The 25,089-nt window shown below is 63.8% G+C and carries 25 protein-coding genes and 1 pseudogene; 10 read left to right on the forward strand and 16 right to left on the reverse strand.

Features of this window, described 5'->3' with window-relative positions:
* Window positions 1-56: 56 nt before the first annotated feature.
* Entirely contained in the window at window positions 57-755 is a 699-nt protein-coding gene (locus tag EN853_RS09535; protein ID WP_127859351.1) for a TetR/AcrR family transcriptional regulator, read from the reverse strand.
* Between the two features lie 134 nt (window positions 756-889).
* On the opposite strand from EN853_RS09535, the gene EN853_RS09540 reads away from it, so the two are divergent.
* On the forward strand, window positions 890-2,074 hold the full coding sequence (locus EN853_RS09540) for an HlyD family secretion protein (RefSeq protein WP_127859350.1): 1,185 nt from the start codon (window positions 890-892) through the stop codon (window positions 2,072-2,074).
* 159 nt (window positions 2,075-2,233) lie between these two features.
* Window positions 2,234-3,808 carry a DHA2 family efflux MFS transporter permease subunit gene (locus tag EN853_RS09545; RefSeq protein ID WP_245516897.1) on the forward strand — a complete coding sequence of 525 codons (1,575 nt, stop codon included), beginning with the start codon at window positions 2,234-2,236 and terminating at the stop codon, window positions 3,806-3,808.
* An 89-nt stretch (window positions 3,809-3,897) separates the two neighbouring features.
* On the opposite strand, the gene msrB is transcribed toward EN853_RS09545, so the two are convergent.
* The 4 genes from msrB to EN853_RS09565 all read right to left on the reverse strand — a co-directional run bounded on the left by msrB (window position 3,898) and on the right by EN853_RS09565 (window position 6,613).
* Entirely contained in the window at window positions 3,898-4,401 is a 504-nt protein-coding gene (gene msrB / locus EN853_RS09550) for a peptide-methionine (R)-S-oxide reductase MsrB (RefSeq protein WP_127859348.1), read from the reverse strand.
* Window positions 4,402-4,604: 203 nt separating this feature from the next.
* Window positions 4,605-5,162, reverse strand: a complete 558-nt coding sequence (locus tag EN853_RS09555) for a fasciclin domain-containing protein (protein WP_127859347.1) — start codon at window positions 5,160-5,162, stop codon at window positions 4,605-4,607.
* A gap of 195 nt (window positions 5,163-5,357) precedes the next feature.
* Entirely contained in the window at window positions 5,358-6,077 is a 720-nt protein-coding gene (locus EN853_RS09560) for an anti-sigma factor (protein WP_127859346.1), read from the reverse strand.
* Complete coding sequence (locus tag EN853_RS09565; protein ID WP_127859345.1) at window positions 6,074-6,613, reverse strand: sigma-70 family RNA polymerase sigma factor; 540 nt, start codon at window positions 6,611-6,613, stop codon at window positions 6,074-6,076. The genes EN853_RS09560 and EN853_RS09565 overlap by 4 nt, the downstream gene beginning before the upstream one ends.
* A 146-nt stretch (window positions 6,614-6,759) precedes the next feature.
* On the opposite strand from EN853_RS09565, the gene EN853_RS09570 reads away from it, so the two are divergent.
* Both EN853_RS09570 and argB read left to right on the forward strand, forming a co-directional pair.
* On the forward strand, window positions 6,760-8,256 hold the full coding sequence (locus EN853_RS09570) for an amidase (RefSeq protein ID WP_127859344.1): 1,497 nt from the start codon (window positions 6,760-6,762) through the stop codon (window positions 8,254-8,256).
* A 104-nt stretch (window positions 8,257-8,360) separates the two neighbouring features.
* Window positions 8,361-9,254, forward strand: coding sequence for an acetylglutamate kinase (gene argB, locus EN853_RS09575; RefSeq protein WP_127235200.1), 894 nt, complete (start codon window positions 8,361-8,363; stop codon window positions 9,252-9,254).
* Between the two features lie 7 nt (window positions 9,255-9,261).
* On the opposite strand, the gene bchE is transcribed toward argB, so the two are convergent.
* Window positions 9,262-10,830, reverse strand: coding sequence for a magnesium-protoporphyrin IX monomethyl ester anaerobic oxidative cyclase (gene bchE, locus EN853_RS09580; protein WP_127859343.1), 1,569 nt, complete (start codon window positions 10,828-10,830; stop codon window positions 9,262-9,264).
* A 422-nt stretch (window positions 10,831-11,252) separates the two neighbouring features.
* On the opposite strand from bchE, the gene EN853_RS09585 reads away from it, so the two are divergent.
* On the forward strand, window positions 11,253-12,314 hold the full coding sequence (locus tag EN853_RS09585) for a class I SAM-dependent methyltransferase (RefSeq protein ID WP_127859342.1): 1,062 nt from the start codon (window positions 11,253-11,255) through the stop codon (window positions 12,312-12,314).
* Window positions 12,315-12,419: 105 nt separating this feature from the next.
* On the opposite strand, the gene EN853_RS09590 is transcribed toward EN853_RS09585, so the two are convergent.
* Both EN853_RS09590 and EN853_RS09595 read right to left on the reverse strand, forming a co-directional pair.
* Entirely contained in the window at window positions 12,420-14,399 is a 1,980-nt protein-coding gene (locus EN853_RS09590) for an EAL domain-containing protein (RefSeq protein WP_127859341.1), read from the reverse strand.
* Window positions 14,400-14,791: 392 nt separating this feature from the next.
* Window positions 14,792-15,268 (reverse strand): Lrp/AsnC family transcriptional regulator, encoded by a 477-nt coding sequence (locus EN853_RS09595; RefSeq protein ID WP_127859340.1) that lies wholly within the window; start codon window positions 15,266-15,268, stop codon window positions 14,792-14,794.
* A 138-nt stretch (window positions 15,269-15,406) separates the two neighbouring features.
* Between EN853_RS09595 and phhA the strand changes: the two genes are divergently transcribed.
* On the forward strand, window positions 15,407-16,240 hold the full coding sequence (phhA, locus tag EN853_RS09600) for a phenylalanine 4-monooxygenase (RefSeq protein ID WP_127859339.1): 834 nt from the start codon (window positions 15,407-15,409) through the stop codon (window positions 16,238-16,240).
* A 107-nt stretch (window positions 16,241-16,347) separates the two neighbouring features.
* Here phhA and EN853_RS09605 read toward each other — a convergent pair whose 3' ends face one another.
* The gene (locus EN853_RS09605) at window positions 16,348-16,839 is read right to left on the reverse strand and encodes a MarR family transcriptional regulator (protein WP_127859338.1); all 492 of its coding nucleotides are present in this window, start codon (window positions 16,837-16,839) and stop codon (window positions 16,348-16,350) included.
* A 95-nt stretch (window positions 16,840-16,934) separates the two neighbouring features.
* Between EN853_RS09605 and EN853_RS33895 the strand changes: the two genes are divergently transcribed.
* Window positions 16,935-17,102 carry a hypothetical protein gene (locus EN853_RS33895; RefSeq protein WP_167524431.1) on the forward strand — a complete coding sequence of 56 codons (168 nt, stop codon included), beginning with the start codon at window positions 16,935-16,937 and terminating at the stop codon, window positions 17,100-17,102.
* A gap of 89 nt (window positions 17,103-17,191) precedes the next feature.
* Here EN853_RS33895 and EN853_RS09610 read toward each other — a convergent pair.
* The 3 genes and pseudogenes from EN853_RS09610 to EN853_RS09620 all read right to left on the reverse strand — a co-directional run bounded on the left by EN853_RS09610 (window position 17,192) and on the right by EN853_RS09620 (window position 19,726).
* Window positions 17,192-18,630 (reverse strand): annotated as a pseudogene (locus EN853_RS09610) (GMC family oxidoreductase).
* On the reverse strand, window positions 18,627-18,800 hold the full coding sequence (locus EN853_RS09615) for a hypothetical protein (RefSeq protein WP_127859337.1): 174 nt from the start codon (window positions 18,798-18,800) through the stop codon (window positions 18,627-18,629). Before EN853_RS09615 ends, EN853_RS09610 begins: the two are co-directional and overlap by 4 nt.
* Window positions 18,801-18,964: 164 nt before the next feature.
* A complete protein-coding gene (locus tag EN853_RS09620; RefSeq protein WP_127859336.1) occupies window positions 18,965-19,726 on the reverse strand; it encodes a GGDEF domain-containing protein in 762 nt (253 codons plus the stop codon).
* Between the two features lie 150 nt (window positions 19,727-19,876).
* Here EN853_RS09620 and EN853_RS09625 point away from each other — a divergent pair, with 150 nt between their 5' ends.
* Window positions 19,877-20,584 (forward strand): pyrimidine 5'-nucleotidase, encoded by a 708-nt coding sequence (locus tag EN853_RS09625; protein ID WP_127859335.1) that lies wholly within the window; start codon window positions 19,877-19,879, stop codon window positions 20,582-20,584.
* A 61-nt stretch (window positions 20,585-20,645) separates the two neighbouring features.
* Here EN853_RS09625 and EN853_RS33900 read toward each other — a convergent pair whose 3' ends face one another.
* From EN853_RS33900 to EN853_RS09640, 3 genes are all read right to left on the reverse strand, one after another.
* The gene (locus tag EN853_RS33900) at window positions 20,646-21,164 is read right to left on the reverse strand and encodes a hypothetical protein (protein ID WP_189343874.1); all 519 of its coding nucleotides are present in this window, start codon (window positions 21,162-21,164) and stop codon (window positions 20,646-20,648) included.
* The gene (locus EN853_RS09635; protein ID WP_127859334.1) at window positions 21,164-21,616 is read right to left on the reverse strand and encodes a hypothetical protein; all 453 of its coding nucleotides are present in this window, start codon (window positions 21,614-21,616) and stop codon (window positions 21,164-21,166) included. The genes EN853_RS33900 and EN853_RS09635 overlap by 1 nt, the downstream gene beginning before the upstream one ends.
* A gap of 141 nt (window positions 21,617-21,757) precedes the next feature.
* Window positions 21,758-22,174, reverse strand: a complete 417-nt coding sequence (locus tag EN853_RS09640) for a hypothetical protein (RefSeq protein ID WP_189343875.1) — start codon at window positions 22,172-22,174, stop codon at window positions 21,758-21,760.
* Window positions 22,175-22,451: 277 nt separating this feature from the next.
* Between EN853_RS09640 and EN853_RS09645 the strand changes: the two genes are divergently transcribed.
* On the forward strand, window positions 22,452-23,120 hold the full coding sequence (locus EN853_RS09645; protein ID WP_127859333.1) for a sensor histidine kinase: 669 nt from the start codon (window positions 22,452-22,454) through the stop codon (window positions 23,118-23,120).
* A gap of 423 nt (window positions 23,121-23,543) precedes the next feature.
* The gene (locus EN853_RS09650; protein ID WP_245516885.1) at window positions 23,544-24,164 is read left to right on the forward strand and encodes a response regulator transcription factor; all 621 of its coding nucleotides are present in this window, start codon (window positions 23,544-23,546) and stop codon (window positions 24,162-24,164) included.
* 14 nt (window positions 24,165-24,178) lie between these two features.
* Here EN853_RS09650 and EN853_RS09655 read toward each other — a convergent pair whose 3' ends face one another.
* On the reverse strand, window positions 24,179-25,018 hold the full coding sequence (locus EN853_RS09655) for an LOG family protein (RefSeq protein WP_127859332.1): 840 nt from the start codon (window positions 25,016-25,018) through the stop codon (window positions 24,179-24,181).
* Window positions 25,019-25,089: the final 71 nt, after the last annotated feature.

Here is a 25,089-nt window from a genome sequence, read left to right on the forward strand (position 1 = left end):
GTTGCGGCACTCTGCCGCGCGTCGCGATCCACCTGGGAACCGCGCCCGAGGGAAGGTCAGGCCGATTCCGACGCCCGCTCCTCGGCCGCAAGCTTCTCGGTGCCGTAGGCCTTCAGGAAGACGTTCACGCCGGAGCGGACGACATGCTCGATCTCGGCCTGGCTCGGCGCCTTGGTGCGATAGGAGAAGATGCACTGGCGGAAGAGACCGGCGAGGCACAGCTCGGTGAACTGATAGGCGGCCAGGTCGACATCGTCGATCTTCAGGAGGCCGCGTTCGACGGCTTCGTTGAGGAAGACCATGACCTTGTCGTGGCCGCGCTTCGGCCCACGCTCGTAGAAGCGGGCGCCGAGCTCGGGAATCCTGTCGGAGGCGCCAACCACCGTGCGCTGCGCCTGGATGACCTTGGCCGAGGTGATCTTGGCTGACAGCACCGTGCCGAACTTCACCAGCGTCTTGCGCAGGTCGTCGAAATGGTCGAGCACCTCATACATGTTCTTGAAGATGGTGCCGCGCTCTTCCTCGATGAGGGCCTCGAACAGCTCTTCCTTGTTGGCGAAATAGACGTAGATCGTGCCCTTCGACACGCCGGCCTCGCGCGTGATGTCGTTCATCGACGCGGCCTCGAAACCCTTGTCTATGAAGACGCGGCGCGCGCCTTCGATGATCTGGGCCCGCTTGACCGGATCCTGCCCTGCCGCCGGACGGCCTTTGCGCAGGTCGAGCAGATCGCTATCCGCTGTCGTTTCGACCATTAAAGTCACACCTCACGAAATATTTCGAACCAAGCGGTTCGATTTGCACTTGATATGGGCCTCTTTACGCGCTATGTCAATCGCCAATTCGAACCGAACGGTTCAGTCTGACTGACTTACTCAGAGAGATTACCATGTCCTCGAACGCGCCCGCCACCGCCGAAGTCCGTACGTTTCCCAACGCCAAGGTCCAGCCGTCGACCGAGGCCCCGGAAGTGCCTGTCCAGCCCGCTACCGTCGCGCCCGTCGAGGCGCCGGCCAAGAAGAAGCGCTCCCTGCGTTCGCTGCTTCTGCCGATCATCGGGCTCGGCCTGCTCGGCGCCGGTTCCTGGTATGGTTACAACTACTGGACCAGCGGCCGGTTCATGATCTCCACCGACGACGCCTATGTCCAGGCCGACATGTCGTTCGTGTCGCCAAAAATCTCCGGTTACGTGGATAAGGTCCTGGTCAGCGAGAATCAGAAGGTCAAGGCCGGCGATCCGCTGTTCGTCATCGACGACGGCGACTACAAAATAGCCGTTGCCCAGGCCGAGGCGCAGATCGCCACGCTGGCGAAGACGCTCGACCGCATCGACGCGCAGACCAAGGCGGCCCAAGCCTCGCTAGCGCAGGCCGAGGCGCAGAAGGTCGCCGACCAGGCCGCCGCCGACAATGCGGCGCGCGCGCAGGATCGCGCTGCGCAGCTTCTCAAGACCCATGTCGGCACGCAGGCGCAGCTCGACGACGCCCAGACGGCGCTCGACCAGGCGAAGGCAGCACTTGCCGGCGCCGACGCGCAGATCACCGCGGCGCAGGCCAATATCGGCGTGCTGGAAGCGCAGCGCGCGGAATCGGCGAGCACGCTCGCTTCGCTGCAGCTCACCCGCGACAAGGCCCAGCGCGACCTTTCCTTCACCGTGCTCAAGGCGCCCTATGACGGCGTCGTCGGCAACCGGTCGGTCGAGCAGGGTGACCTCGTCAGCCCCGGCCAGAAGCTCGCCGTCGTCGTGCCGATGGACAAGCTCTACATCGTCGGCAACTTCAAGGAGACGCAGCTCGGCCGTCTGCTGCCCGGCGAGAAGGTCCATATCACGGTCGACGCCATCGACGGCCAGACCTTCGAGGGCACGGTTTCGTCGCTGGCGCCCGCCTCAGGCGCTGTGTTCTCGCTGCTGCCGCCGGAAAACGCCACCGGCAACTTCACCAAGGTCGTGCAGCGCGTGCCCGTGCGCATCGACGTGCCGGCCGACGTGCTGAAGACCGGCAAGCTGCGCGCCGGCTTGAGCGTCATCGTCGCCGCCGACAGCCGTACCGCGCCCGCCGCGACGACGAACTAGGCAGTTTGGGGGCGGCTCAGTGGCTACTGAGCGCTGAGTCGCCCGGCTTGCCAAGTATTTGTTTTGACGCAATTCCGGACGGAAAGCCGCCACGCACTTTTCCTGGAATTGCTCTAGGGAGGCCATGCCATGGCAACCGCAACCATCACCGCAGGGTCCATGCCGGCACCGCCGGCCGCCGCCGCGCCCGCGGACCATATGCCGGTGCGCCGCGTCATCGCCTTCCTGGCGATGGTGTTCGGCATGTTCATGGCGATCCTCGACATCCAGATCGTCTCGGCATCGCTGGCCGAGATCCAGGCGGGCCTCAGCGCCAGCTCAGACGAGATCCCGTGGGTGCAGACCGCCTACCTGATCGCCGAAGTGGTGATGATCCCGCTGTCGGGCTTCCTCAGCCGGATGCTGTCGACGCGCGTGCTGTTCACGATCGCCGCCGCCGGCTTCACCGCGGCAAGCGCACTTGCCGCGACCGCCACCAACATCGACCAGATGATCGTCTACCGCGCCATCCAGGGCTTTATCGGCGGCGGCATGATCCCGAGCGTGTTCGCGGCCGCCTTCACCATCTTCCCCCCGTCGCGGCGCGCCGTCGTCTCGCCGATGATCGGCCTGGTGGCGACGCTGGCGCCGACCATCGGACCGACGGTCGGCGGCTATATCAGCCATGCCATGTCCTGGCACTGGCTGTTCCTGGTCAATGTCGTGCCGGGTATCCTGGTGACGACGGCCGCCTGGTCGCTGATCGATTTCGACAAGCCCAACCTCAAGCTGTTCTCGAAGTTCGACTGGTGGGGCCTCATCGGCATGGCCGCCTTCCTCGGCTGCATGGAATATGTGCTGGAGGAAGGCCCGAACAACGACTGGCTGCAGGACCAGGCGGTGTTCATCTGCGCCATCATCATGACCATCGGCGCGGCCGTGTTCTTCTGGCGCGTGTTCACCGCCGAGGAGCCGATCGTCGACCTTCGCGCCTTCAGCAATGTCAACTTCGCCTTCGGCTCGATGTTCTCCTTCGTCATCGGCATCGGCCTCTACGGGCTCACCTACCTTTATCCGGTGTTCCTGGGTCGCATCCGCGGCTACGATTCGATGATGATCGGCGAGGCGCTGTTCGTCAGCGGCCTGGCGATGTTCTTCACCGCGCCCATCTCCGGCATCCTGTCGCGCAAGATGGACCTCAGGCTGATGATGATGATCGGCTTCTTCGGCTTCGCCACCGGCACCTGGTGGATGACCCACCTGACCGCCGACTGGGATTTCTACGAGCTGCTCGTCCCGCAGATCCTGCGCGGCTGCTCGATGATGCTGTGCATGGTGCCGATCAACAACATCGCGCTCGGCACGTTGCCGCCGGAACGGCTGAAGAATGCGTCCGGCCTGTTCAACCTGACCCGCAACCTCGGCGGCGCGGTCGGCCTGGCCATCATCAACACGGTGCTGATCGACCGCAACGCCTTCCACTACGCAAGGCTCTCCGAGCATGTCGAGTGGGGCAGCGAGGCGGCCCAGACCAAACTGCAGAACATGACGCTGAACTTCGAGCAGACCGCGGGTCTCGACGCCACCAGCGCCGCGATCTCGAAGCTGTCGGGCATGGTGCATCAGCAGGCGGCGCTGCTGTCCTTCATGGACGTCTTCTTCATGCTGACCGCGCTGTTCGCCACGCTCGGACTGTTCGTGCTGTTCATCAACAAGCCTGCCGATCAGGGCGGCGGTGGCGGCGGAGGCCATTGAGGAGCCGGAACCCCCGCCTGGCGTCCTCAACGTGTGACCCCGGAAATCGGCGACGATTTCCGGGGTCATGTCTTTTTAAGAGATCTGCGTCAGGCGGCGGCCGGCTTGAAGCTCAGCGCCACACCGTTGATGCAATGGCGCAGGCCGGTGGGCGGCGGGCCGTCGTCGAAGACGTGGCCGAGATGACCGCCGCAGCGGCGGCAATGCACCTCGGTGCGGGTCATGCCGAGCGAGCGGTCCTCGGTCTTGCCGATGGCGTTGGGAATCTCCTGCCAGAAGCTCGGCCAGCCGGTGCCGGAATCGAACTTCGTTTCCGACGGATAGACCGGCAGGTCGCAGCCGGCACAGGCGAAAATTCCCTTGCGGTGCTCGTTGAGAAGCGGGCTGGTGCCTGGATATTCGGTGCCCTCCCTGCGCAGCACGTCGAAGGCGGCGTCCGACAGGATGGCATGCCATTCGGCGTCGGTCTTGACGACCTCGAAGGTCTCGGCGGCAAGCGCAGGCTTCGGTCCGCCCGTGCGCAACGCCACTCCGGTTCCGAGCGCCAAGGCGGTCGCGGCCGCGCCGCTCCAAAGAAAGTCGCGACGGTTCATCAGCATTTCTCCTATTTGCCAGATCCAGCGGCTCACGGGAAATCAAAAGGCCGCTGACGCCCCTCTTTGCGGTCGCTCCGCACCGAGCTTCGATGACGAAGCCACGGCGCGGAGCGGACGCTTGCCGATCGCGGAACACACAGACAAAGCCACGCGACCGGTCAGAAGGAACTACTGCCTGTTCGTCGACAGCAGGCCTTTCGTTACATCTTCGGCAACAGAACCTTGTCGATGACGTGGATGACGCCGTTCGACTGGCGCACGTCGGCGATGGTGACATGGGCGACATTGCCGTTCTCGTCGGTCACGCTGACCTTGCCCTTCTCCGACTTCAGCGTCAGTTCGCAGCCGCCGGCGGTCTTGACCTTGTGGGCGCCGCCATCGGCCTTGGCCATCTTGGCGACGTCGGCGGCCATCGCCTTGGCGGCAATGACGTGGCAGGTGAGGATCTTGGTCAGCTTGTCCTTGTTCTCGGGCTTGAGCAGCGTCTCGACCGTGCCGGCCGGCAGCGCCGCGAAGGCCTCGTTGGTCGGCGCGAAGACGGTGAAGGGACCGGCGCCCTGCAGCGTGTCGACGAGGCCCGCGGCCTTGACGGCGGCGACCAGCGTGGTGTGGTCCTTCGAATTGACGGCATTCTCGATGATGTTCTTCTTGGCATACATCGGCGCGCCGCCGACCATCGGATTGGCGGCGTAGGCAACGGCGCCGAGCGCGGACAGGCCGATCGTTGAGGCAAGCAAAAGGGTGGCGATCTTACGCATGTTGTCAGTCTCCTCGGGTTGTTTTTCCCCTTCGTGGGAACGTGAGGAAATACGGGCTATGAAAAACTTAGTTTCGCCAACGCCGAAGATTTTTTGCGCGCCAGGTCGAACTTTTCCATTCCGGCCAATGAGCGCTTGAAGTCGCCTATTCCGACATATGATCGGCATATAGACTTCTGCCAATCTTTGAAGCGGTCAGATGCCTTTCAGGTCACCCGCGGCAACGACGGGGCCCGTCGGCTGACCCGTCGGCGATCCGCCGGTCGGCTCGAGGCTGACGGCAAGCACCGCGCCCTGCGCCAGCTTCTGCTGGACCGCCGGCGTAACCGTCATGCGCGCGGTCTGGCCGGCAGGGATGACACCCATCGAAACCGGCGCGTTCTTGCCCTCGATCATCCACAATTCGAAGTCCTTGCCGGAGCCGCGCTCGCCGGAAACGAGCGAGAGGCCGACCTCGTGACGGGCGGCGTCGTAGACGGCTAGGTATTTGACGTTGCTGTTGTCGGCGGCGAGCGAAGCGACCAGCCTGGTCTCGGGCTGCGGCACCGGCGGATTGACGTAGGGCACGGCGATGTAGATGGCCAAGGCGGCAATCGCGGCGGCGGCGAGGCCGCGCCAGAAGGCAAGGCTGGCCCACAGGCCGGAGCCGGGTTCGGCGGACGTGGCTGCCGAGGCAAAGAGCCGACGATCGATCGCGGCCTTCACCGACGCCGGAGGCTCGACCGCGGCATAGGCGGCCGCCATCGGCGCGAAGCGGGCCTCCCAGGCATCGACCAGGCGGGCAAACGCGGTCTCGGTGTCGATGCGGCGCGATGCGATCTGGCGTTCGTCGGCGGCCAGAACGCCGAGAACGTATTCGGCTGCTATCAGGTCGTCGCCTCCGCGTTCCGGTCCGTTGTCTTCCGCCAGCGTCATCTTTCCAGACATTCTCTAAGTTTGAGCAGGCTTCGCCGCAGCCAGGTCCGCATCGTGTTCAGCGGAACCTTGTGGCGCTCCGCCAGTTCGGCATAGCTTTCGCCGTTGAGGTAGGCGCCCCGGACGGCCGCCGCCCGGTCTTTCTCCAGTTCGTCGAGACAATGGTAGATGCGTTCGGTCTCGCCGCCCGCGACCGCCAAGGCCTCAGGTCCCGGCGTCGGATCGGCGACGTCGAGGGCCGCGTCGATGTTGGCAGAAGGACTGCGCCGCGCCCTGATGCGATCGATCGAATGGTTGCGCGCAATGGCCACCAGCCAGGAAATCGGGCTCAGATCGGAAACCGCGAAACGGTCGGCCTTGGTCCAGATCTTGACGAAGACCTCCTGCAGCGCTTCTTCCGCATCTGCCCTGTCCCTCAATACACGAAGGCAGACGCCGAAAAGTTTCCCGCTGGTCTGCTTGTACAGCAGATCGAACGCAGCCCGGTCCTTCATCGAAGTCCGGACAATCAGCTTGCTGATGTCCTGAGGCCCCATGCGGGCAAATTAGAAGATTGCGATTTATTTGCAACGGGGCGACGAGGACTTTGTCCGCCAAAAGTTATCGTGTCGTTGGCCTGTCGAATCCCGATTTCCGATTTGCTGGTTCATGCGATAGCTTCTGCCAAAACAGGGGTGCTGCGATGTCGATCGAACGCGTGCTTTGGGAACAGGATGCGACCGGACTTGCCGAGCTCGTGCACAGGCAAGAAGTCTCGCCGCAGGAACTGGTCGACGCGGCGATCGCGCGCGCCGAGGCGACAAGGCCCGACATCAACGCCATAGCCACGCCGCTCTACGACGCCGCCAGGGCGCGGGCGAAAGCGATCGACCGCAAGCTGCCGCTCGCCGGTGTGCCTTTCGCGCTGAAGGATCTCGGCATCGGCATCAAGGGCGTGCCGATCCATGGCGGCAGCCGCATCCCGGCCTTCACCGCCGATTTCAACTCGGTGATGATCGAACGGTATCTGGCCGCCGGCTTGATCCCGATCGCCACCAGCACCTCGCCCGAGCATGGGCTGCGGCTGATGACGGAATCGGCGCGCTTCGGCATCACCCGCAACCCCTGGAACACCGGCCACACCACCGGCGGCTCGTCGGGCGGATCGGCGGCGCTGGTGGCGGCGGGCGTGGTGCCGGCGGCGCACGCCTCCGACGGCGGCGGCTCGATCCGCGTGCCCTCGGCCTGCAGCGGCCTCGTCGGGTTGAAGACCTCGCGCGGCCGCGTGCCCTTGACGCCGCTCACCAGCGAAAGCTGGTACGGCATGGTCGTCGACCACGCCGTCAGCCGCTCGGTGCGCGATACCGCACTCCTGCTCGACCTGACCCATGGCGCTGATCCGCTGTCGCCTTATGCGGCGCCGGCGCCGAAGGGCTCCTTTGCAGCGGCCGCGGCGCGCGATCCCGGCAAGCTCAGCCTCGCCGTCTACCGCAAGTCGCCGCTCGGCCTGCCGGTCTCGGCCGAGACGCTTGAAGCGCTGGACATGGCGGTGGCGCTGGCGCGCGAGGGCGGGCACAGGGTGGAAGAGATCGACCTGCCCTATATCGGCCGCGAGTTCATGGCCGATTTCTGCCGCAGTGTCGCCTCGGCGGTTGCCGGCATGATGAGAGCCGAGGCGCTGCGCGTCGGCAGACAGGTGACCGGCGAGGTCGAGCGCGCGACGCGCGTGCTCGGACGCCTCGGCGAAATGCTGTCCGCCGGCGAAGTCTATGACGGAGTGCAGCGGCTCAACGCCACAGCGCGGCGCATGATCGAGGAGACCGCACGCTTCGACGCCGTGCTGATGCCGATCATCGCCCATCCGCCGCTCGCCTGCGGTTCCATGGATCCGAAGGGCGCCGACGAGCTCATCGAAAACCTGCTCGACAAATTGCACCTCACCGGGCTGCTCCGGATCGGGTCGCTGTTCGGCCAGCTGATGGACAAGAGCCTGTGGTTCACCCATTGGCCGGCGATCCACAATGTCAGCGGCCAGCCCTCGATCGCGCTGCCGGTGCATGTCACTGAAGCCGGCCTGCCTCTCGGCATCCAGGCCGCGGGGCGGCCGGGCGACGAGGAGACGCTATTGTCCTTCGCCGCGCAGATGGAGAAGCTTTCCGGATGGCTGAAGCGGCGCGCCCCGCTCAAGATGCCCGCGTAGAAAACCAAGGCACGATTTCATCATTGTGACCGCAAAGCCGTTTGCGGCCTGCGGCAATTCCCGCTAAGACGCCGCCCATCCTTGCCAGGTCAGGAACCGCACCGATGACGGACATCGCCGCCACCGCCGAAATGCAGGCCGCGCTGCTTTCCAGAGCGCTGCCCTACATGCAGCGCTACGAAAACAAGACCGTGGTGGTGAAGTATGGCGGCCATGCCATGGGCGACACCGAGCTCGGCAAGGCCTTTGCCCGCGACATCGCGCTGTTGAAACAGTCCGGCGTCAATCCGATCGTCGTGCATGGCGGCGGGCCGCAGATCGGCGCGATGCTCACCAAGATGGGCATCGAATCCAAGTTCGAGGGCGGCTTGCGGGTCACGGACCAGAAGACCGTCGAGATCGTCGAGATGGTGCTGGCCGGCTCGATCAACAAGGAGATCGTGGCGCTGATCAACGCCGAGGGCGAATGGGCGATCGGGCTCTGCGGCAAGGACGGCAACATGGTGTTCGCCGAAAAGGCGCGCAAGACCATGATCGACCCGGATTCCAATATCGAGCGGGTGCTGGATCTCGGCTTCGTCGGCGAGCCGGTGGAGGTCGATCGCACGCTGCTCGATCTGCTCGCCCGCTCGGAGATGATCCCGGTGCTGGCGCCGGTGGCGCCGGGCCGCGACGGCCATACCTACAACATCAACGCCGACACGTTTGCGGGCGCCATTGCCGGTGCCTGCCGCGCCTCGCGCCTGTTGTTCCTCACCGACGTGCCGGGCGTGCTCGACAAGAACAAGAAGCTGATCGACGAATTGACGGTCGCCGAAGCCAAGGCGCTGATCAAGGACGGTACGGTGTCGGGCGGCATGATCCCGAAGGTCGAGACCTGTATCGAGGCGATCGAGCGCGGCGTCGAAGGCGTCGTCATCCTCAACGGCAAGACGCCGCATTCGGTGCTGCTCGAGCTCTTCACCGAGCACGGCGCCGGCACGCTGATCGTGCCGTAATACATCATCAGCCGGCTAATCTTCTGTCGCCGGGCACACGCGCAGCCTCGACGGCGGGCGCGGACGACTTTCGCGCCGGACGCCGAACAATCATAGATTCCTCCTCGGCGTCCTGCGGCGCGCCCCAGAACTCGGCAAGCGTCGGCCCGCCTGTCACGCGGCGGTCGCGGACCAGGAAACCCCAGACTTCGCGGAACCAGACACGGCGCCCCATCTTCGTGTACCAGCGCATCGAATGCCGCTGCTCGGGATCGGGATGGAACAGGATGCGCGCCAGCGCCTTCGGCCGCGACTGCACGGCGAGCTCGATCAGCTTGACGGCGAAGAACAGCATCCAGGGTTTCAGCCGGGTCATACGCAGCACCTGGTGCTTGTAGTCCCAGAGGCGCACGTCCTTCTGGATCACCCTGCGGTCCTTGGCGATGCGGAAGAACGGCGTCCAGCGATGCGGTGTCACATAAAGCGCCTGGATCTGGTCGGGATCATAGGCGATGAGCTGGCGAAATCCGCGCCAGAGATCGCGAAAACCTTCGTCCTCGAAGCCGGCGACCCAGGTCGCCATCGACAGGATGCCATGCCGGCGAAGCAGCCGGATCGCCTCGCGGTCGGACTTGGTGCTGCCGCCCTTGCGGATCAGGGACAGCGTCTCCTCGTCGGTGTTCTCCATGCCGAGCAGCCAGCGGATGACGCCGGCCTTGCGATAGAGATGCAGGATGTCGGCGTCGCGCACGATGTCGTCGGCGCGGGTCGAGCCGACGATCAGCACCGGCACGTCTTCGGCGATCATCGCGTCGAGAAAGGCGCGCCAGGCCTTCTTCGAGGAGGTCGGGTTCTCGTCCGCGAGGTTGACCAGCTCGACGCCGTGCTCGCGATGCAGCCAGGCGATCTCCCTGGCGAATTTGACCGGATCGCGGTGCCGCCAGCGCGTCCAGAAGCCGCGCTGGCCGCAATAGTTGCACAGATGCGGGCAGCCGCGCGAGAACTGCATGACCACGGCGCGCTTGCCGCCCCAATAGCTGTAGCGGCCATGGTCGATCAGCTCCCAGCCGACGCGGCAGGCGTCGAGATCGGCAATCGCTGTCGCCGGCGGCGTGGCAAAGGGACGGCCGAGATCGTCACGGTAGGCGATGCCGGCGACGCTTGCCACCGGCAGGCGCCGTTCCAGCGCCTCGACCAGCGCCGCCACGGTCGCCTCGCCCTCGCCGCGCACGATGAAGTCGAAGACGTCCGTTGCGGCCAGCACGTCGCGCCAATGATAGGTCGGGAAGACGCCGCCATAGATGATGATGACCCCGGGCGCGCCGGCCTTGATCATCTCAGCGATCCGCAACGCCGTCGGATGCGCCGAAGTCGAGCCGGAATGGCCGATGAGGACGAAATCGGGATCGCCGCTCAGGGCATCATCGACGAGCACGCAAAGCGGCATCGGCCCGAACTCGGCATCGACGAGGCGCACCCGATGGCCGGCATCGAGCAGCGGACCGCCGATCGCCAACAGACCCAAAGGCGGCAGATGGTCGTCGGGCACGCGGCTGCCGATTGCCGTATGCGGCGGATTGACGAGCACGATATTCATGGCGGACCTCCTGTGTCGGTCCGCCGGTCCTAGCCGGGAAAGTCGTGGCCGCCCTGGCGCGGGTCAGCAGTTTCGATGCAGCTTTCCCACAGATTTGACGGGCGCGCCTTAAAGCGAGTCGCGCTGAACCGGATTCAGTCGACGCGCTTTAAGCCTTCGTTTGATGCATGTCGTTCCCCCAAACCACAGCGCACTCTTGGGCGACATGCATCAACGCCGCGCATGCCTGGAAACCGCTTCAGCCAATGCATGGCGAAGGCGCAGAGGTCGTGTCCACCCCGCACATTGATCGCCCCAAAAGGCCTGTCGGTTGAAACCTTCGGAAATCATGTTTTAGCCATACCTAATGCAGCTGATCCTAAACTTTTATTAAAACTCTATGCATCTATAATTGCCAGTGGGGGACCACAAGGGATGCCCATATGGCGCTTAATCCGGACTTGAAAATCGATGAGGCGAGCCTCATCACGTCGACGCTGATCAAGAAGCACAAAGCGGCGTCGGCGGAAACGATCGACGCCGTCGAGCTCAAGACACGGACGGGCCAGCTCGCCCTCGTGCTGGACCTCGCGCAGCAGGCTTTCGCGCGAAAGGAGCCAGCGGGACAGATCGTCGAGCGCCTGGCGGGTCGATTGCATGAACTGCGCCGGGAGGTCTCCCCCGCTCTGTGGCAGGAACTGATCCCCCTGGCCCAGCAGCACCAGGTGGCGGCCTATCTGAAACAGGATCCGTTCACGCGCTGGTCCTACGAAAAGCCGCGCGGCTATTCGGGCGACGCCACGCTGCTGGATATCTACTACAAGCACCCGAGCACCAACGAGATCGTGGCGTCATCGAGCGAGCTTGGCCGCGAGATCTTTGCCTATACGAGCGAGGCGGCAAGTTCGGTGGCCGGGCGCGAGCGTCGCGAGATACTGGCCAGAACGGTCGACGAAACGGCTGCGCGGACAGAAAATGCCGAGGTGCTGGCAATCGCCTGCGGCCATCTGCGGGAAGCAGAGCTGTCAAAGGCGCTCGCCGAGAAAAGATTGAAGCGCTGGGTCGGCCTCGACCAGGATCCGATCAGCGTGGGCACGGTCAACCGTGACCGAGCCGGCACGGTGGTGGAAGCCGTGGACGGATCCGTGCGCGGCCTTCTGCGGCGCGCCTACCCGCTCGGTACATTCGATCTCGTCTACGCGTCCGGCCTGTACGACTACCTGCCGCTGCCTGTCGGCGCGCGCCTGTTGCAGAGGGCCATGGAGTTGGTCAAGCCGGACGGCGAATTCCTCTTCGCCAATTTCAGCGACGAGATCACGACCGACGGCTATATGGAAACCTTCATGGACTGGCCGCTCATCCTGCGCTCGGCCAGCGATATGTGGGACATCATCAATGCCGCGGTCGACAAGAACCACGTCGACGCCGAAGTCTACTACGGATCCAACAGGAACATCGTCTACGGCAAGATCCGCAAGCGCGGAGGTCCCGAGGCGCTGGCGTAGGCGATAGAGCAATTCCAGGAAAAGTGTGTAACGGTTTTCCGTCCGGAATTGCGTAAAAACAAATATTTAGAGCGGTTCGGCGATTCTATGAATCGCTGAAACGCTCTAGGCGACCAGATCTCGCCTCGTCTGCTTGACCTCTTCGATCGGGACGGGGCGCCCGGTGAGGAAGCCCTGGACCGACTGAATGCCCATGTGCTGCAGCAAATTCTGCTGCTCTTTCGTCTCGACGCCCTCGACAAGGACGGTGTGGCCCAGATTGCGCAGAAGCCTGACCATGTCCTGCAGCAGGCTCAGGCCGCGAATCGTCTGGCAGTCATGCAGGAAACTGCGGTCGATCTTGACGACGTCGAACTTGAAGCGACGAAGCCAGGCAAGGCCCGCAAACCCGGTGCCAAAATCGTCCAGCCAGATCTGAACGCCCAGGTTTCGAAGCTGCTCGATATTCCTGGCGGCCTGCGCCTCCAGGAAAATATCGCTGCCTTCGGTGACTTCGAGCGCCAGCTTCTGGGGCGCCATGCCATGCCGGCCGAGTATCTCGGTGATGTGCAGCGGAAAATTCGGAGCCTTGAGCTGGACGACCGACACGTTCGCGGACACGACCGATCCCAAACCGTGCTCGACCATGTCGCCGCAGGCCCGATCGATCAGCCACATCCCGAGTTCCTCGATGCCGCCGGTCTGCTCGGCGACGGGTATGAATACGGACGGGCTGATGATGCTGCCGTCGAAGTCGCGCAGCCGCATCAGCGACTCATGGCCAAGCACCTGGCCGGATGTCGCATCGCAGATCGGCTGATAGACGACGGAGACGAGTTGCTCCGAAACAGCGTGCTTGAGCAGTTCTGAGAGATTCTGGCTGGCGCGCTTCTGGTCGGTGGCCTGCGCGTCATAGACCGTGAAGGTCGCGCGGCCTGAGAATTTCGACGCATAGAGCGCGCGGTCGGCCTCCTGCAGCAGGATCCGAAGCTCGATGCTGTGGTCGGCGCGCGTCAACGAGGCGCCGGCGCTGATGGTGACGATGTTGAGCTTGTCGTCCCGATCGGGATGGGAAATCTTCAGGTCCTCGACGGCCCGGCAGAATTGCTGCGTCACCTCGCGCAGATGATCCCGCCCGGCGACCTTGCACAGCACGACGAATTCCTCGCCGCCATAACGCCCAGCGATGGCATGGTTGGAGGCCGCCGTCTCGTCGAAGGCGCGGGCAAGCTCGATAAGGCAGTCGTCGCCGGCCTGATGGCCGAGCCGGTCGTTGTAGCGTTTGAAATAGTCCACATCCATGAGAATGACGCCGATCTCGTCGGTATCCGTCGCCCATTCCCGGCAGAGTTCCGAGAATTCTCGCGTGATCGCCCTGCGGTTCTTAAGCCCGGTCAGCGGATCCGTATCCGCGATCTCGATGAGCTTCTGACCATTCTCGATGGCGACCTGCTCCTGGATTTGCGCCTGAAGCGCATGCACGAAAGTCTGGTAGCGCTCCATGCTGAGGCGCCACGAAAGATAGAGCGACAAGACAAGGCAGTTTGCGAAATAGGTTGAAAGCACCAGCCGCGTGGCAAAGTCGGCTTGCAGGAAGAACAGCGTGGCGCCGGTGAAGGCGACCGTCACCGTCGCGGACGAGATCGCCGAAAGCCATAGCCGGAAATTGAAGAAAAGGTTCGCGCCGAGAATGAACACCGTGCCGAAGATGATGAAATGAGACAGCGCCGCCTGATGCGCCGTCCCGAGCGCCGACAGCAGCCAGCCGATTGCACCCGTCACAATGGCCAAGGCGGCAGTGTAATGCAGCGTGGTGACGGCATAACCGCGTCGGGCAACGAGTTCGACAAGCACCAGGAAGGTCAGTCCCAACGTCAGGCGCGTCAGGACCAGGCGGTCCGCGATGTCGGGGAAAAGATACCAGTCGAAGACACCGTAGGATATGTAGCTCAACACGGCCGCCGCTATGCCCCAGCGCACGACCTTGCGATTCTGGTCCGCGTTCTTCTGCAGCAGCATCGCAAAAAGCGTCGGATCGGCCGACTTCCACGGCGGGCGTGAAATCGCCACGGTGACCCTCTGAGCCACATCCTCCGTCAGTTGCATGCAACGCTCCTTTGCGATCATCCTCCGCATGAACGGGTTCGAGAAAACGAAAACCGTCAAATCCTCGTGGAAGGACGAAGGCAAGCCCGGTCCATTATAAGACACTAATGTTGCTAACCGGCGGTAAACGGATTGCGCTATCGCCTCAATTTGACAACCCGATAAGTATTCCATGCAACGAGCAGGAGTTGACGGGCAATGCAGGCTCGTACTCTCTTCCGCCCGTAAGGGAGTCCGCACGTAACGCCGATGTTACCGAAAATCTCCAGACATATCTTTTCTTGAAATTGTGCGGCCTGAATCGGCCTTGATCTGGACAGCCTGTCCAGACTCAACTTGATCCGGAAATCTTGCCGGCTCGTTTCCACAAGGAACCCGGTTTCGAGCATGATCTAACGCCGCAAGTGACTGAGCGGCACGTGGCCAGGCCCCTTGATGTTCTGCAGCACAAGCTGGGTGTGGACGTCCCTGACGCCCGGGAGCCGCATCAGCCGGTGCATGACGAAGGCATTGAGGTCGTCCACCGACGGCACCATCACATGCAGCAGGAAGTCGTGATCGCCGGTCATCGTCCAGCAGGACGAGACCTCATCCATGCGCTGCACCGCGGCGATGAAGTTTTCCGGCGAGCCGTCGCTGTGGCTGACCAGGCGAACCTGGATGAACACCTCGACCGTCAGGCCGAGCGCGCGCCGGCTGAGCACGGCGGCAAAGCCCTTGATAATGCCGGCACCCTGCAGCGCTTCGAAGCGCCGCGCGCAGGGCGTGGTCGACAGGCCGATCCCCTGCGCGAGCTCCGACACGGGCTTGCGCCCGTCACGCTGCAGAACATCGAGCATTCTTATCTCGTACTCGTCCAACTGAGGCATTTTCACTCCTACCCATATAAATTCGAGAGGAGTTTACCTCGAATTCCATCGCACGGCTACAAACAAGGCTGAATTGCCTCGCCGGCCGCGGCTAAGATGACGCCACGATCCGAGGATCACGACCTTGAGGAGGAAGACATGACGATCAGCGTTGCCGACTACGCCCGCGACTGCGCGGCGCAAGGCCTTCGCGGCGACTATTCGGTTTGCCGCGCCGACTTCACCGTGGCTCAAGGATATAACTACTCGGCCGAGGAACAGGCGGTATGGCGCACGCTTTGCGACCGCCAGACGAAGCTGACCCGGCAGCTCGCGCACCACTCCTATCTCGACGGCGTCGCGGCGCTTGGCCTGCTCGACCGGATCCCGGAATTCGACGCCGTCAGCGAGAAGCTGCGCAAGCTGACCGGCTGGGAGATCGTGGCGGTGCCCGGGCTGATCCCGGCGGGCCCCTTCTTCGACCATCTCGCCAACCGCCGTTTCCCCGTCACCAACTGGCTGCGCACCCGCAAGGAGCTCGACTACATCGTCGAGCCGGACATGTTCCACGACTTCTTCGGCCATGTGCCGATCCTGACGCAGCCGGTGTTCGCCGATTTCATGCAGATGTACGGTGAGAAGGCCGAAGACATGATCGCGCTCGGCGGGGACGAGATGATCACCCGGCTCTACTGGTACAGCGCCGAGTACGGCCTCATCCAGGAAGCCGGCCAGCCGCTGAAAGCCTTCGGCGCCGGGCTGATGTCGTCCTTCACCGAGTTGCAGTTCGCGGTCGAGAGCAAGGACGCCCACCACGTGCCGTTCGACCTCGAGACGGTGATGCGCACCGGCTACGAGATCGACAAGTTCCAGCGCGCCTATTTCGTGCTGCCGTCCTTCGATGCGTTGCGCGACGCCTTTGCCGGCGGCGACCTTGCCGGCATCGTGGCGCGATTCAAGGGACAGCCGGCGCTCGACCCGGCAACGGTCTAAAGCGCGGCGCGCTCAAGGATCCGGCTTTCGCCCAGCCGGGTGTCAGAGCGGTTCGGTCGCCGACAAAGCGGCCGAACCGCTCTGGTACATTTCTGGCCGCTCCCGCTTCAGCCGGCCGCGGCGGGCTCGGCCTTGAGCTTCGCCAACTGCTCGCTCTGCAGGTCGAGCGCTGCGTTGATGAAGCGCAGCACGGTCGCCAGTTCGGCGTCGCTGAAGCTCGCCGTCACCTTTTCGCCCTCTCGCGCAATTGCGCCGTAGTACCGCTCCGACAGCTCCCTGGTCAGCGCGGTCGCCTCGATGACCACCTTGCGCCTGTCCTCCAGGCTGCGGGTGCGAGTGACGAGCCCACGCGCCTCCAGACGATCGATCAATGCCGTGACGGCCGCCGGCGTCAGCCCCGTTGCCGCGGCCACGGCGCCCGCCGACTGCGGCCCGGCATAGAGCAGGCCCAAACAATGCCGCTCGGCCGCGATCAGCCCGAGCCGCGCGCCGACCGCCTCGTCATAGGCCTGCGTCGCGTCCTGCCAGCGCATGACGGCGAGACTGACGGCCTTGGTCATTTCAGCACGATTCGAGCTTGACGAATTTATTTCGATCATCTAACTATCAATCTGTCGAATATTCAGACTATCGTATTAATATGCGACGTCGACCTTTGCAAGGCAAGGGAAAAGTCGCCGACAAGGAGTGAACAATGAGCTTGATCCAGCAGCGCACCCCTCTCTCGAACGAGGAGGAATACAAATACGCCAAGCTGGCGATGGAATGGTATGGCTGGGGCTCGCCTATCGGCCTCGGCATTCTGTTGGTGGCGCTTGCGGCCGCGGCCGTGCTGCTGCGCATCGCCGTCTACGGGCTCTAAGCGAACTCCGCTATTTCCCCCCAGAAAGGGCGCGCCAGGGCGGCGCCGGTTGCCACTCCAGGCGCCGGCGCCGCTTGCGTTTTTGCAGATCAGACCGTGATCACCTTCCTGAGGTGATCCCCCAGCCGGCAGGCCAGAGCGGTGATGGTGGTCGTCGGGTTGCACTGCCCGGAGGTGCAGAACACCGAGGAGCCGCCGACATAGAGGTTGTCCATGCCGTGCACCTTGCAGTTGGCGTCGACGACGCTCCTCGAGACATCGGTGCCCATGCGGGTGCCGCCCATGTGGTGGTGGCCCGCCGTCTCCTCGTTGGTCGGGTAATCGCCGCCATTGCTGATCCAGTCGTCGATGCGCACGCGGCCGAGATTCTTCTGCGCCATGGTGGTGCCGAAAAGCCTCAGGCCTTCGAGCAGCGTACGGCGCTCGAGCGGCGACTTCTTCCAGTGCAACTCGATGCGCGGCACGCCGGCATGGTCGACATCGGTCTTCGACAGCTCGATCTGGTCGAGGCGAGCGGCGCCTGTTCCCAGGCGACGTAGAGCTGCGCTGCGCAGCGAAGGCGCTGGTCGAGCTTGGACGACATCCATTCGGCCATATCGGGGGCCGTGCAGGCGAGGTCGGCGATCAGCCGCTTGACGTTGGGATAAGGCGACTCGATCAGGCGGATGCCGAAATTCAGGATCTGCAGCCGCTCCATGGCGGCGAGCGTCGGCGAGAAGAAGGCTTCGTTCGAGGCGTCGACCTCGAACTCGTCGTAGTTGGCGAGGATGGCGTTGCCGCCCTCGAAGGTGGGGTGCTCCATCCAGTAGCGGCCGAGCGCTGCGGCGTTCGGCACGACGCCGCCATTCGAGCGCCGGTTCGACCACAGAAGCAGCCTGGAGTTCTCCAGCCCGCCGGTGCAGGTGATGAAGTAATCCGCCGTGAAGGTGCCGGCGTCCTGGCCGTTCGACCACAATCTGGCGCCGGTGACGCGCCGGCCGTCGCCGGCGAGCTCGGTTGCGTAGGTGTTGAGCACGACGGCTATGGTCTTGCTCCGGTCGAGCTCACCGGCGAACTTCTCGCCGAAGCGCACGGCCGGGCTCTTGATCAGCTGCACCCAGCGTATGTCGTCCGAAATCGGCACATCCGGCCGGAAATCGGGCAGTTCGAGGATGTCGTGGACGTCCCCCAGATAGGGCTCGATATCGGCGCGGCTGATCGGCCAGCCGGTATCCGGCGCCCAGGCCTTGGGCTCGAAATCCTGCCTGTCGAGCACGCGGCACCAGCCGGCCCAATGGTTGGAGGAGCCGCCCATGAAGCGCAGCCGGGTGATGTCGAGATCGAAATAGTAGTCGCCGACCGTGGCGCCGCGATAGAAATCCTGCGACTGGTCGCTGAATTCGCGCGAGCCGGCCTCGAGGACAACCACCGGAATGCCGGCGGCGCCCAGTTTCCTGGCGATTGTGGTGCCGGCCGGGCCGGAGCCAAGGATGCAGACCTTGGGCTTGAAGCTCGCCTGCTTGTAGGCCTCGTAGCTGTCGAAGATCATGCGAGGTCGCTCCGCCTCAGGATCCAGCCATTGACCTCGATGATCTCGTCAGCGTCGATCTGATTCAGGTCGGGGACGGGGGGCTGGTTGCGGAACAGCGACAGCGCGGGTAGGGCGATCAGCACCTGCACGATCGTGCGGCGCGACATCTTCTTTATGAAATGGCTCATGACACATCTTTCGATGGAGGCTCGATACACACATGCCGTTCCTGGACGGCACACATGCCGCCGCAGAAGCCAGTTCCATGCCAAGTCTGGATGAAAACCCGGTTACAACCGCGCAATCGCCGCAGTTGAATTTGGAAAGGGCTAGGAATTTGCTAACGCCACCCTCAGGCGGCTTCCGAAATGTCGCGATCGAGGATGGACAGGTTGCGGCCGCGATGCTTGGCCTCATAGAGCCTGCGGTCGGCGGCGCGCATCAGCTCCGACACGGTGGCGCTCTCGCCGCAGGTGATGCCGCCGATCGAGACGGTCAACGGCACGGTCCGCTCATCGGCGGGACGGAAGCGGATCAGCTCGACCTCGCGGCGGATGCGCTCGGCGACACGCCTGGCCTCCGATTCGGTGGCGCCGACCAGGAAGGCGGCGAACTCCTCGCCGCCGATGCGACCGAGCACGTCGCCGGCGCGCACGCCGCGCTCGATGGCGCTGGCGATTAGAAGCAGCGCGTCGTCACCGGTCAGGTGACCGTAATTGTCGTTGATGGTCTTGAAGTGATCGGCGTCGATGATCAGCAGCGCGCCGCGATCTGCCTTGCGCCGGGATCCGTCAAGCGCGGCGAAGAAGGCCTCGCGGTTGAGCATGCCGGTCATGTCGTCGCGGCTTGCCTTCTCCGACAGGCGCCTGTGGGCGGCTGAGAGCTGGGCATGCGCGCGGGCAAGATCGCGATGCGCGTTCTTCAGGCGGTTGCTTTGCCAGAAGGTGCCCGCGCTGGCGACCCAGGCAAGCATCAATGGGCAAACCGTGGACGCCAGCCAGACGCTCCGGCTGACCGGAAAGCCCATCGCCGGGACCACGACCAGCGTCAACAAAAGCGAGGCGGCGACCGAAGCGAACGCAACGGCTGCGGACTTCAAAATTATGCGACTCATCGCTGACTCCCGACGGACTGCCTCTGTGCCAGCAAGCATTGAAGGCGACCTTTCCGTGACGGTTAAAATTTGAAGCGAGAGGCCATTTTCACCACGCGCGACGCGCATAAGTTGTGGATAAAGCCAGTGGCCGCATGCCATAAGGAAGCCATGACAACGACACCCGACCCCTCCCGTTTTGCCCATGTCACGGATTGGGTGTTCGACCTCGACAACACGCTCTACCCGCATCATTCGAATCTGTTCGCGCAGATCGACGTGAAGATGACCGCCTATGTCGGCGAGCTGCTGACGCTGTCGCGCGAGGAGGCGCGCAAGCTGCAGAAAGAGCTCTACCTGGAGTACGGCACGACGCTCAACGGGCTGATGACGCGCCACGGCATCGACCCCGACGACTTCCTCGAGAAGGTGCACGACATCGACTATTCATGGCTGGTGCCCGATCCGGTGCTCGGCGCCGCGATTCGCCAGCTGCCGGGCCGCAAGTTCATCTTCACCAACGGCGACCGCAGGCACGCCGAGCGCACGGCGCGCCAGCTCGGCATACTGGACCATTTCGACGACATCTTCGATATCGTCGCGGCGGGCCTCAACCCCAAGCCGGCGCGCCAGACCTATGAACGGTTCGCCGAGCTGCATTCCGTCACCGGCCACAATGCGGTGATGTTCGAGGATCTGGCGCGCAACCTCTCGGTGCCCAAATCGCTGGGCATGACGACGGTGCTGGTCGTGCCGCGCAATTTCGAGCCGACCTTCTCGGAGATCTGGGAGCGTGACCCGGCAAATGAGGACGACGTTGATTTCGTCACCGACGACCTCGCCGGCTTCCTGACGGCAATCGTCGAAGTCCCGGCCTGAACCAACCCCAGATTGCCGACGCGCCGTTAGAAGGGCAGCCGCCCGTTGCCGCCAGGTGTGACTAGTCGAAGTCCGGGATCGTGCCCGGCGGCAACCCAAGTTGGCCGTTCAGGGATTTCAGGAACCGGCACCATTCGGGAATGTCCTGGCGCTTACCATTGCCGTTGCCGTCGGACGAAAACCCGTTGCCGAAGCCGCTGCCGCAATTGGCGTTGCCGTTGAGGTTGCCCGCGTTGCCATTGCCGTTGAAGCTGCCGGCATTTCCATTGCCGTTGAAATTGCCGGCGTTGCCGTTGCCGTTGAAGCTGCCGCGGTTGCCGTTGCCATTGAAGTTGCCGGAGTTCCACTTGCCGTTCGAGGCGTCGGCGTCGCGCAGACCGAGACCGGCAACCGCGACATCTCGGTGGTCGATGGGGCCGCGGCCGATGGGAAGATCGGCTATCCTGACCACCGTCGAGGCGTCGGCAGCCACGATCGCGGCAAGCAATGTGCAGACCGCGAGGCCGTTTCCGTCAAGCAGCCGCGCCGGCGCCGGCTTCGCGCCGCGCCGGACAGATGCGGATGGTCCGAGCCCGCCCATCAGCGGTTTCCCCGGCCGTTGAAATTGCCGTTGAACGCGCCGACGTTGCCGCTGCCGTTGAACGAGCCGCCGTTGAAGTTGCCGTTGAACGCGCCGACATTGGTGTTGCCGTCATATTCACCGGTGTTGCCGTTGCCGTTGAAGGCGCCGATGTTGTGGTTTCCGCTCGTCGCGGACGTGTTTTCGTTGCCGTTGAAGGCGCCGACATTGCCGGTGCCGCTGTTGAAGGCGCCGATGTTGCCGCTGCCGGTGTTCTTGTAGCCGACATTGCCGCCCAGGCTGCCGAGCGGGTCCATGCCCCTGACGTTCGAGCCGATATACTGGCCGTATTGACCGGCGGTCTGAGCGATCCGGGACGTGCTGAAGGCCTGGCTGCCTGTCGTGCCGTCGGCCCTGGCGCCGGTCGCGCTCAGCAGGCCCAGCCATAGCACCAATAGGACGCGGGGTTTCATGAGCGAACTCCTTCCATAGCTCCGATTGAAAAGGGACTGGGACCGCCGGCGACATGTCGCGATAGCCTGGCGTGGGGGACGGGCGCGAGGCTCGGCGATCCCAGAAGCGTCAGCGTCTTTCGACGCTATCGGTTGGCGAGGCTAGTGGTTGCCGTTGCCGTTGCCATTGCCGTTGCCGGCGCCCCAGTTGCCGTTGCCGTTGGCATTGCCGTTGCCGAGGCCGAAATTGGCGTTGCCGTTCAGGTTGCCGTTGCCGAGGCCGAAGTTGGCGTTGCCGTTGCCGTTGCCGTTGGCGATGCCGGCATTGAGGTTGCCGTTGAAGTTGCCGTTGAAGGCGCCCATGTTGGCATTGCCGTTTCCGTTGCCGTTGCCGATGCCGAAATTGCCATTGCCGTTGAAGTTGCCGTTGAAGGCTCCGGTATTGGCATTGCCGTTTCCGTTGCCGTTGCCAACGCCGACGTTGCCGTTGCCGTTGCCGTTCCCGCTGCCGATCGAAACAGCGGATGCCGTACCAGTCAGAGCCGACAGGACAGCCGCGGCCAGAATGATCTTCCTCATGACGTTCTCCTTGGTTTGCGTTGAACATCCCGGCCAGCACAAGTGACCGGAACCACGCAAAAAGGATGCCTGCAGAAAGGACGCCGAGACATCGGGGCTGATCGGCAAGGTCTGTCGGTTTTTCAGCCGATGCTCATGTCAGGAAAAGTTGAAGGCATCGGGAAAAAACTGACAGGCATGAAGGCATATGCCGGGTATATATTAGGCAACAGACATTCGTGCCTTTCATCGCCGGTCAACGGCGCGCTCCCGGGTGGCAAGGAGAAGCGGAGGGTAGATGCAGGCCGATAGCGGCAAGGACAACCAGGCCGAGCGCCGGAGGTTGGCACGGCGTTTGATTGCCGTGCAGGAAGAACAACGCCTGCGCCTGTCGCGCGAGCTGCACGACGATCTCGGTCAGATGCTGGCAAGCGTCGCGCTGGAACTGCATACCATCCGCGCCGACTCCGCCGAACTCGATGTCCGCCTCTCACGCGCTGCCCAGCTCGTCGACCAGCTGAGCACCAGGGTGCACGATGCTGCCTGGAGCCTGCGCCCCGCGGACCTCGATCGCATGGGGCTTCGCGCCTCGGTCGAGGACCTGGCCAGCATGCTGTGCGCTCAGCTCGGCATCCCCTGCGATGTGGATCTCGAAGCCCTGTCGAGACCGCTCGAGCCTGAAGTCGCCCTGACGCTCTATCGCATCGCGCAGGAGGCGCTCACCAACATCGGCAAGCACGCCAGGCCGGACCACGTCAGCGTGACGGCGCATATCTGGGACAACAAACTGCGGCTGACCGTCGAGGACAATGGCCGCGGCTTCGATGGCGCTGTCGCGCCGGGCTCGCACCATTTGGGACTTGCGGGGATGAAAGAGCGCCTTGCCTTGATCGGAGGCGAACTGACGGTCGAAACCGCCAAAGGCAGGGGGACCGCCATTTATGCCGATGTGCTTTTGACCGCCTGAGCCTTCGGACGAATCGCGGCAAGCGAACGCCTCATCCCTTCCGACATTATTCGACAAGAATGCCGGTTTGGGCTCTGCGACCGACCATCCTGGCGCGACGGCGGGCAAAGCTCCCAGACCGGCTTAACTATCTGTTTTTACACAATTGCGGATGGAAACCCGTTACACAGTTTTCCTGGAATTGCCCTAAAGTGAAGCGTTCCACATCCGAAATCGTTGGCCGCAGCATACAATCCGGCCCCAAGGGTCAGGCGGGGGATGGCTTACCCGTTGCAGCCGCGTTGCGGCCTTGCTGAAACAGACGGGCGTCCCGCGGCAGGCGGGGCAGTTGCCTAGACCATCAAGCACAAAGGGGACCGCACTGCGTGGCGGGTCCTTTGACAGACTGATGGAGGTTTAACGGTGTGCTGCAGGCGCATATTCGTGGTCGACGACCACCCGATCATCCTGTCCGGCGTGGGCGCGATGATCAACAGCCAGGAGGATCTGACGATCGTCGGACTGGCGGCGAATGCCGACGAGGCCCTCGAGGGCATCGGCAGGACCCTTCCCGACGTCGCCGTGGTCGATATCTCGCTTCCAGGCGTCAACGGGGTCACGCTGATCGGGCGGCTCGTCGAACGGTTTCCCGAGCTTGGCTGTATTGCGTTGACCGCGCATGAGGACCCCGGCTGCCTGCGCCAGGTGCTGGCCGCCGGGGGGCGCGGTTTCGTGGTCAAACGGTCGACCGCGACGGATTTGCTGCAGGCCATCCGCTGCGTGCTGGCCGGCGACAATTACGTCGACCCGGCGCTTGCCGCGCGCATCTTGAGCCCCCGCCACGGCACGCAAGGCGATCCGGGGAATCTCAGCGAGCGGGAGCGGTCGGTGATCCAGCTCGTCGCGCTCGGCTACAGCAACAAGGAGATATCCTCGCGGCTCAACCTGAGCATAAAGACCATCGAAACCTACAGGACCCGGGCTACCGACAAGCTGGAACTCCACTCCCGCGCGGCCATCGTGCGCTTCGCGCAATCGAATGGCTGGCTGGCCGAACTGCAGTAGCGGCGTTCGCCGCCTCAGAGATTGTAGAAGCGGCGGACGATGTCCCAGGCTTCGTCCGCAGTATCGACGAAATCGATGATCTCCTGGTCCCCGGGCGAGATCGTGCCCTGCTCGGCGAGGAAATCGAGGTCGATCGCCCTTTGCCAGAATGCCTTGCCGAACAGGATCACCGGTACGCGTTCCATGCGCCCGGTCTGGATCAGCGTCAGCGTCTCGAAGAATTCGTCCATCGTGCCGAAGCCGCCGGGGAACACGGCGACCGCCTTGGCGCGCATGACGAAATGCATCTTGCGGATCGCGAAATAGTGGAAATTGAAGCAGAGCTCGGGCGTCACATAGGCGTTCGGCGCCTGCTCGTGCGGCAGCACGATGTTGAGGCCGATCGACGGCGCGCCGACATCGTCGGCGCCGCGGTTTCCGGCCTCCATCACACCGGGGCCACCGCCGGTGACGACGACGAATTCGCGGTAATAGGAGGTGGCGGAGTGCTGCGAGCACAGCCGGGCGAACTTGCGCGCCTCCTCGTAGTATTTGCTGTTCAGCTCGAGGTTCTTCCGCTGCGTCTCGTTCTTCGCCGCCCAGGCGACGCCGCCCGGCTCCGGCAGCCTGGCGCCGCCGAACAGGATGACCGTCGAGCGGATGCCGCGCTCGGCGAGAATCATCTCCGGCTTCAAGAGCTCGAGCTGCAGACGCACCGGGCGCAGTTCGCGCCGCGTCATGAAGTCGGGATCGTTCCAGGCCAGCCGATAGGTTTCAGCCCGCGTCTGCGGCGTGTCCGGCACACTTTTCGCCCGCTCCAGATCCTCATCCGAATGCGGCAGCGGCGTCCAACCGGCCTTTTCCATAGGTGTCATCGAATCCACCGTCCTAATTCCCTTACTTGCGCCGTCGCATGACGCAGCCGCGATTGACCCCCATCAAGGCT

Source organism: Mesorhizobium sp. M1C.F.Ca.ET.210.01.1.1, from assembly GCF_004791585.1.
Classification (GTDB): Bacteria; Pseudomonadota; Alphaproteobacteria; order Rhizobiales; family Rhizobiaceae; genus Mesorhizobium.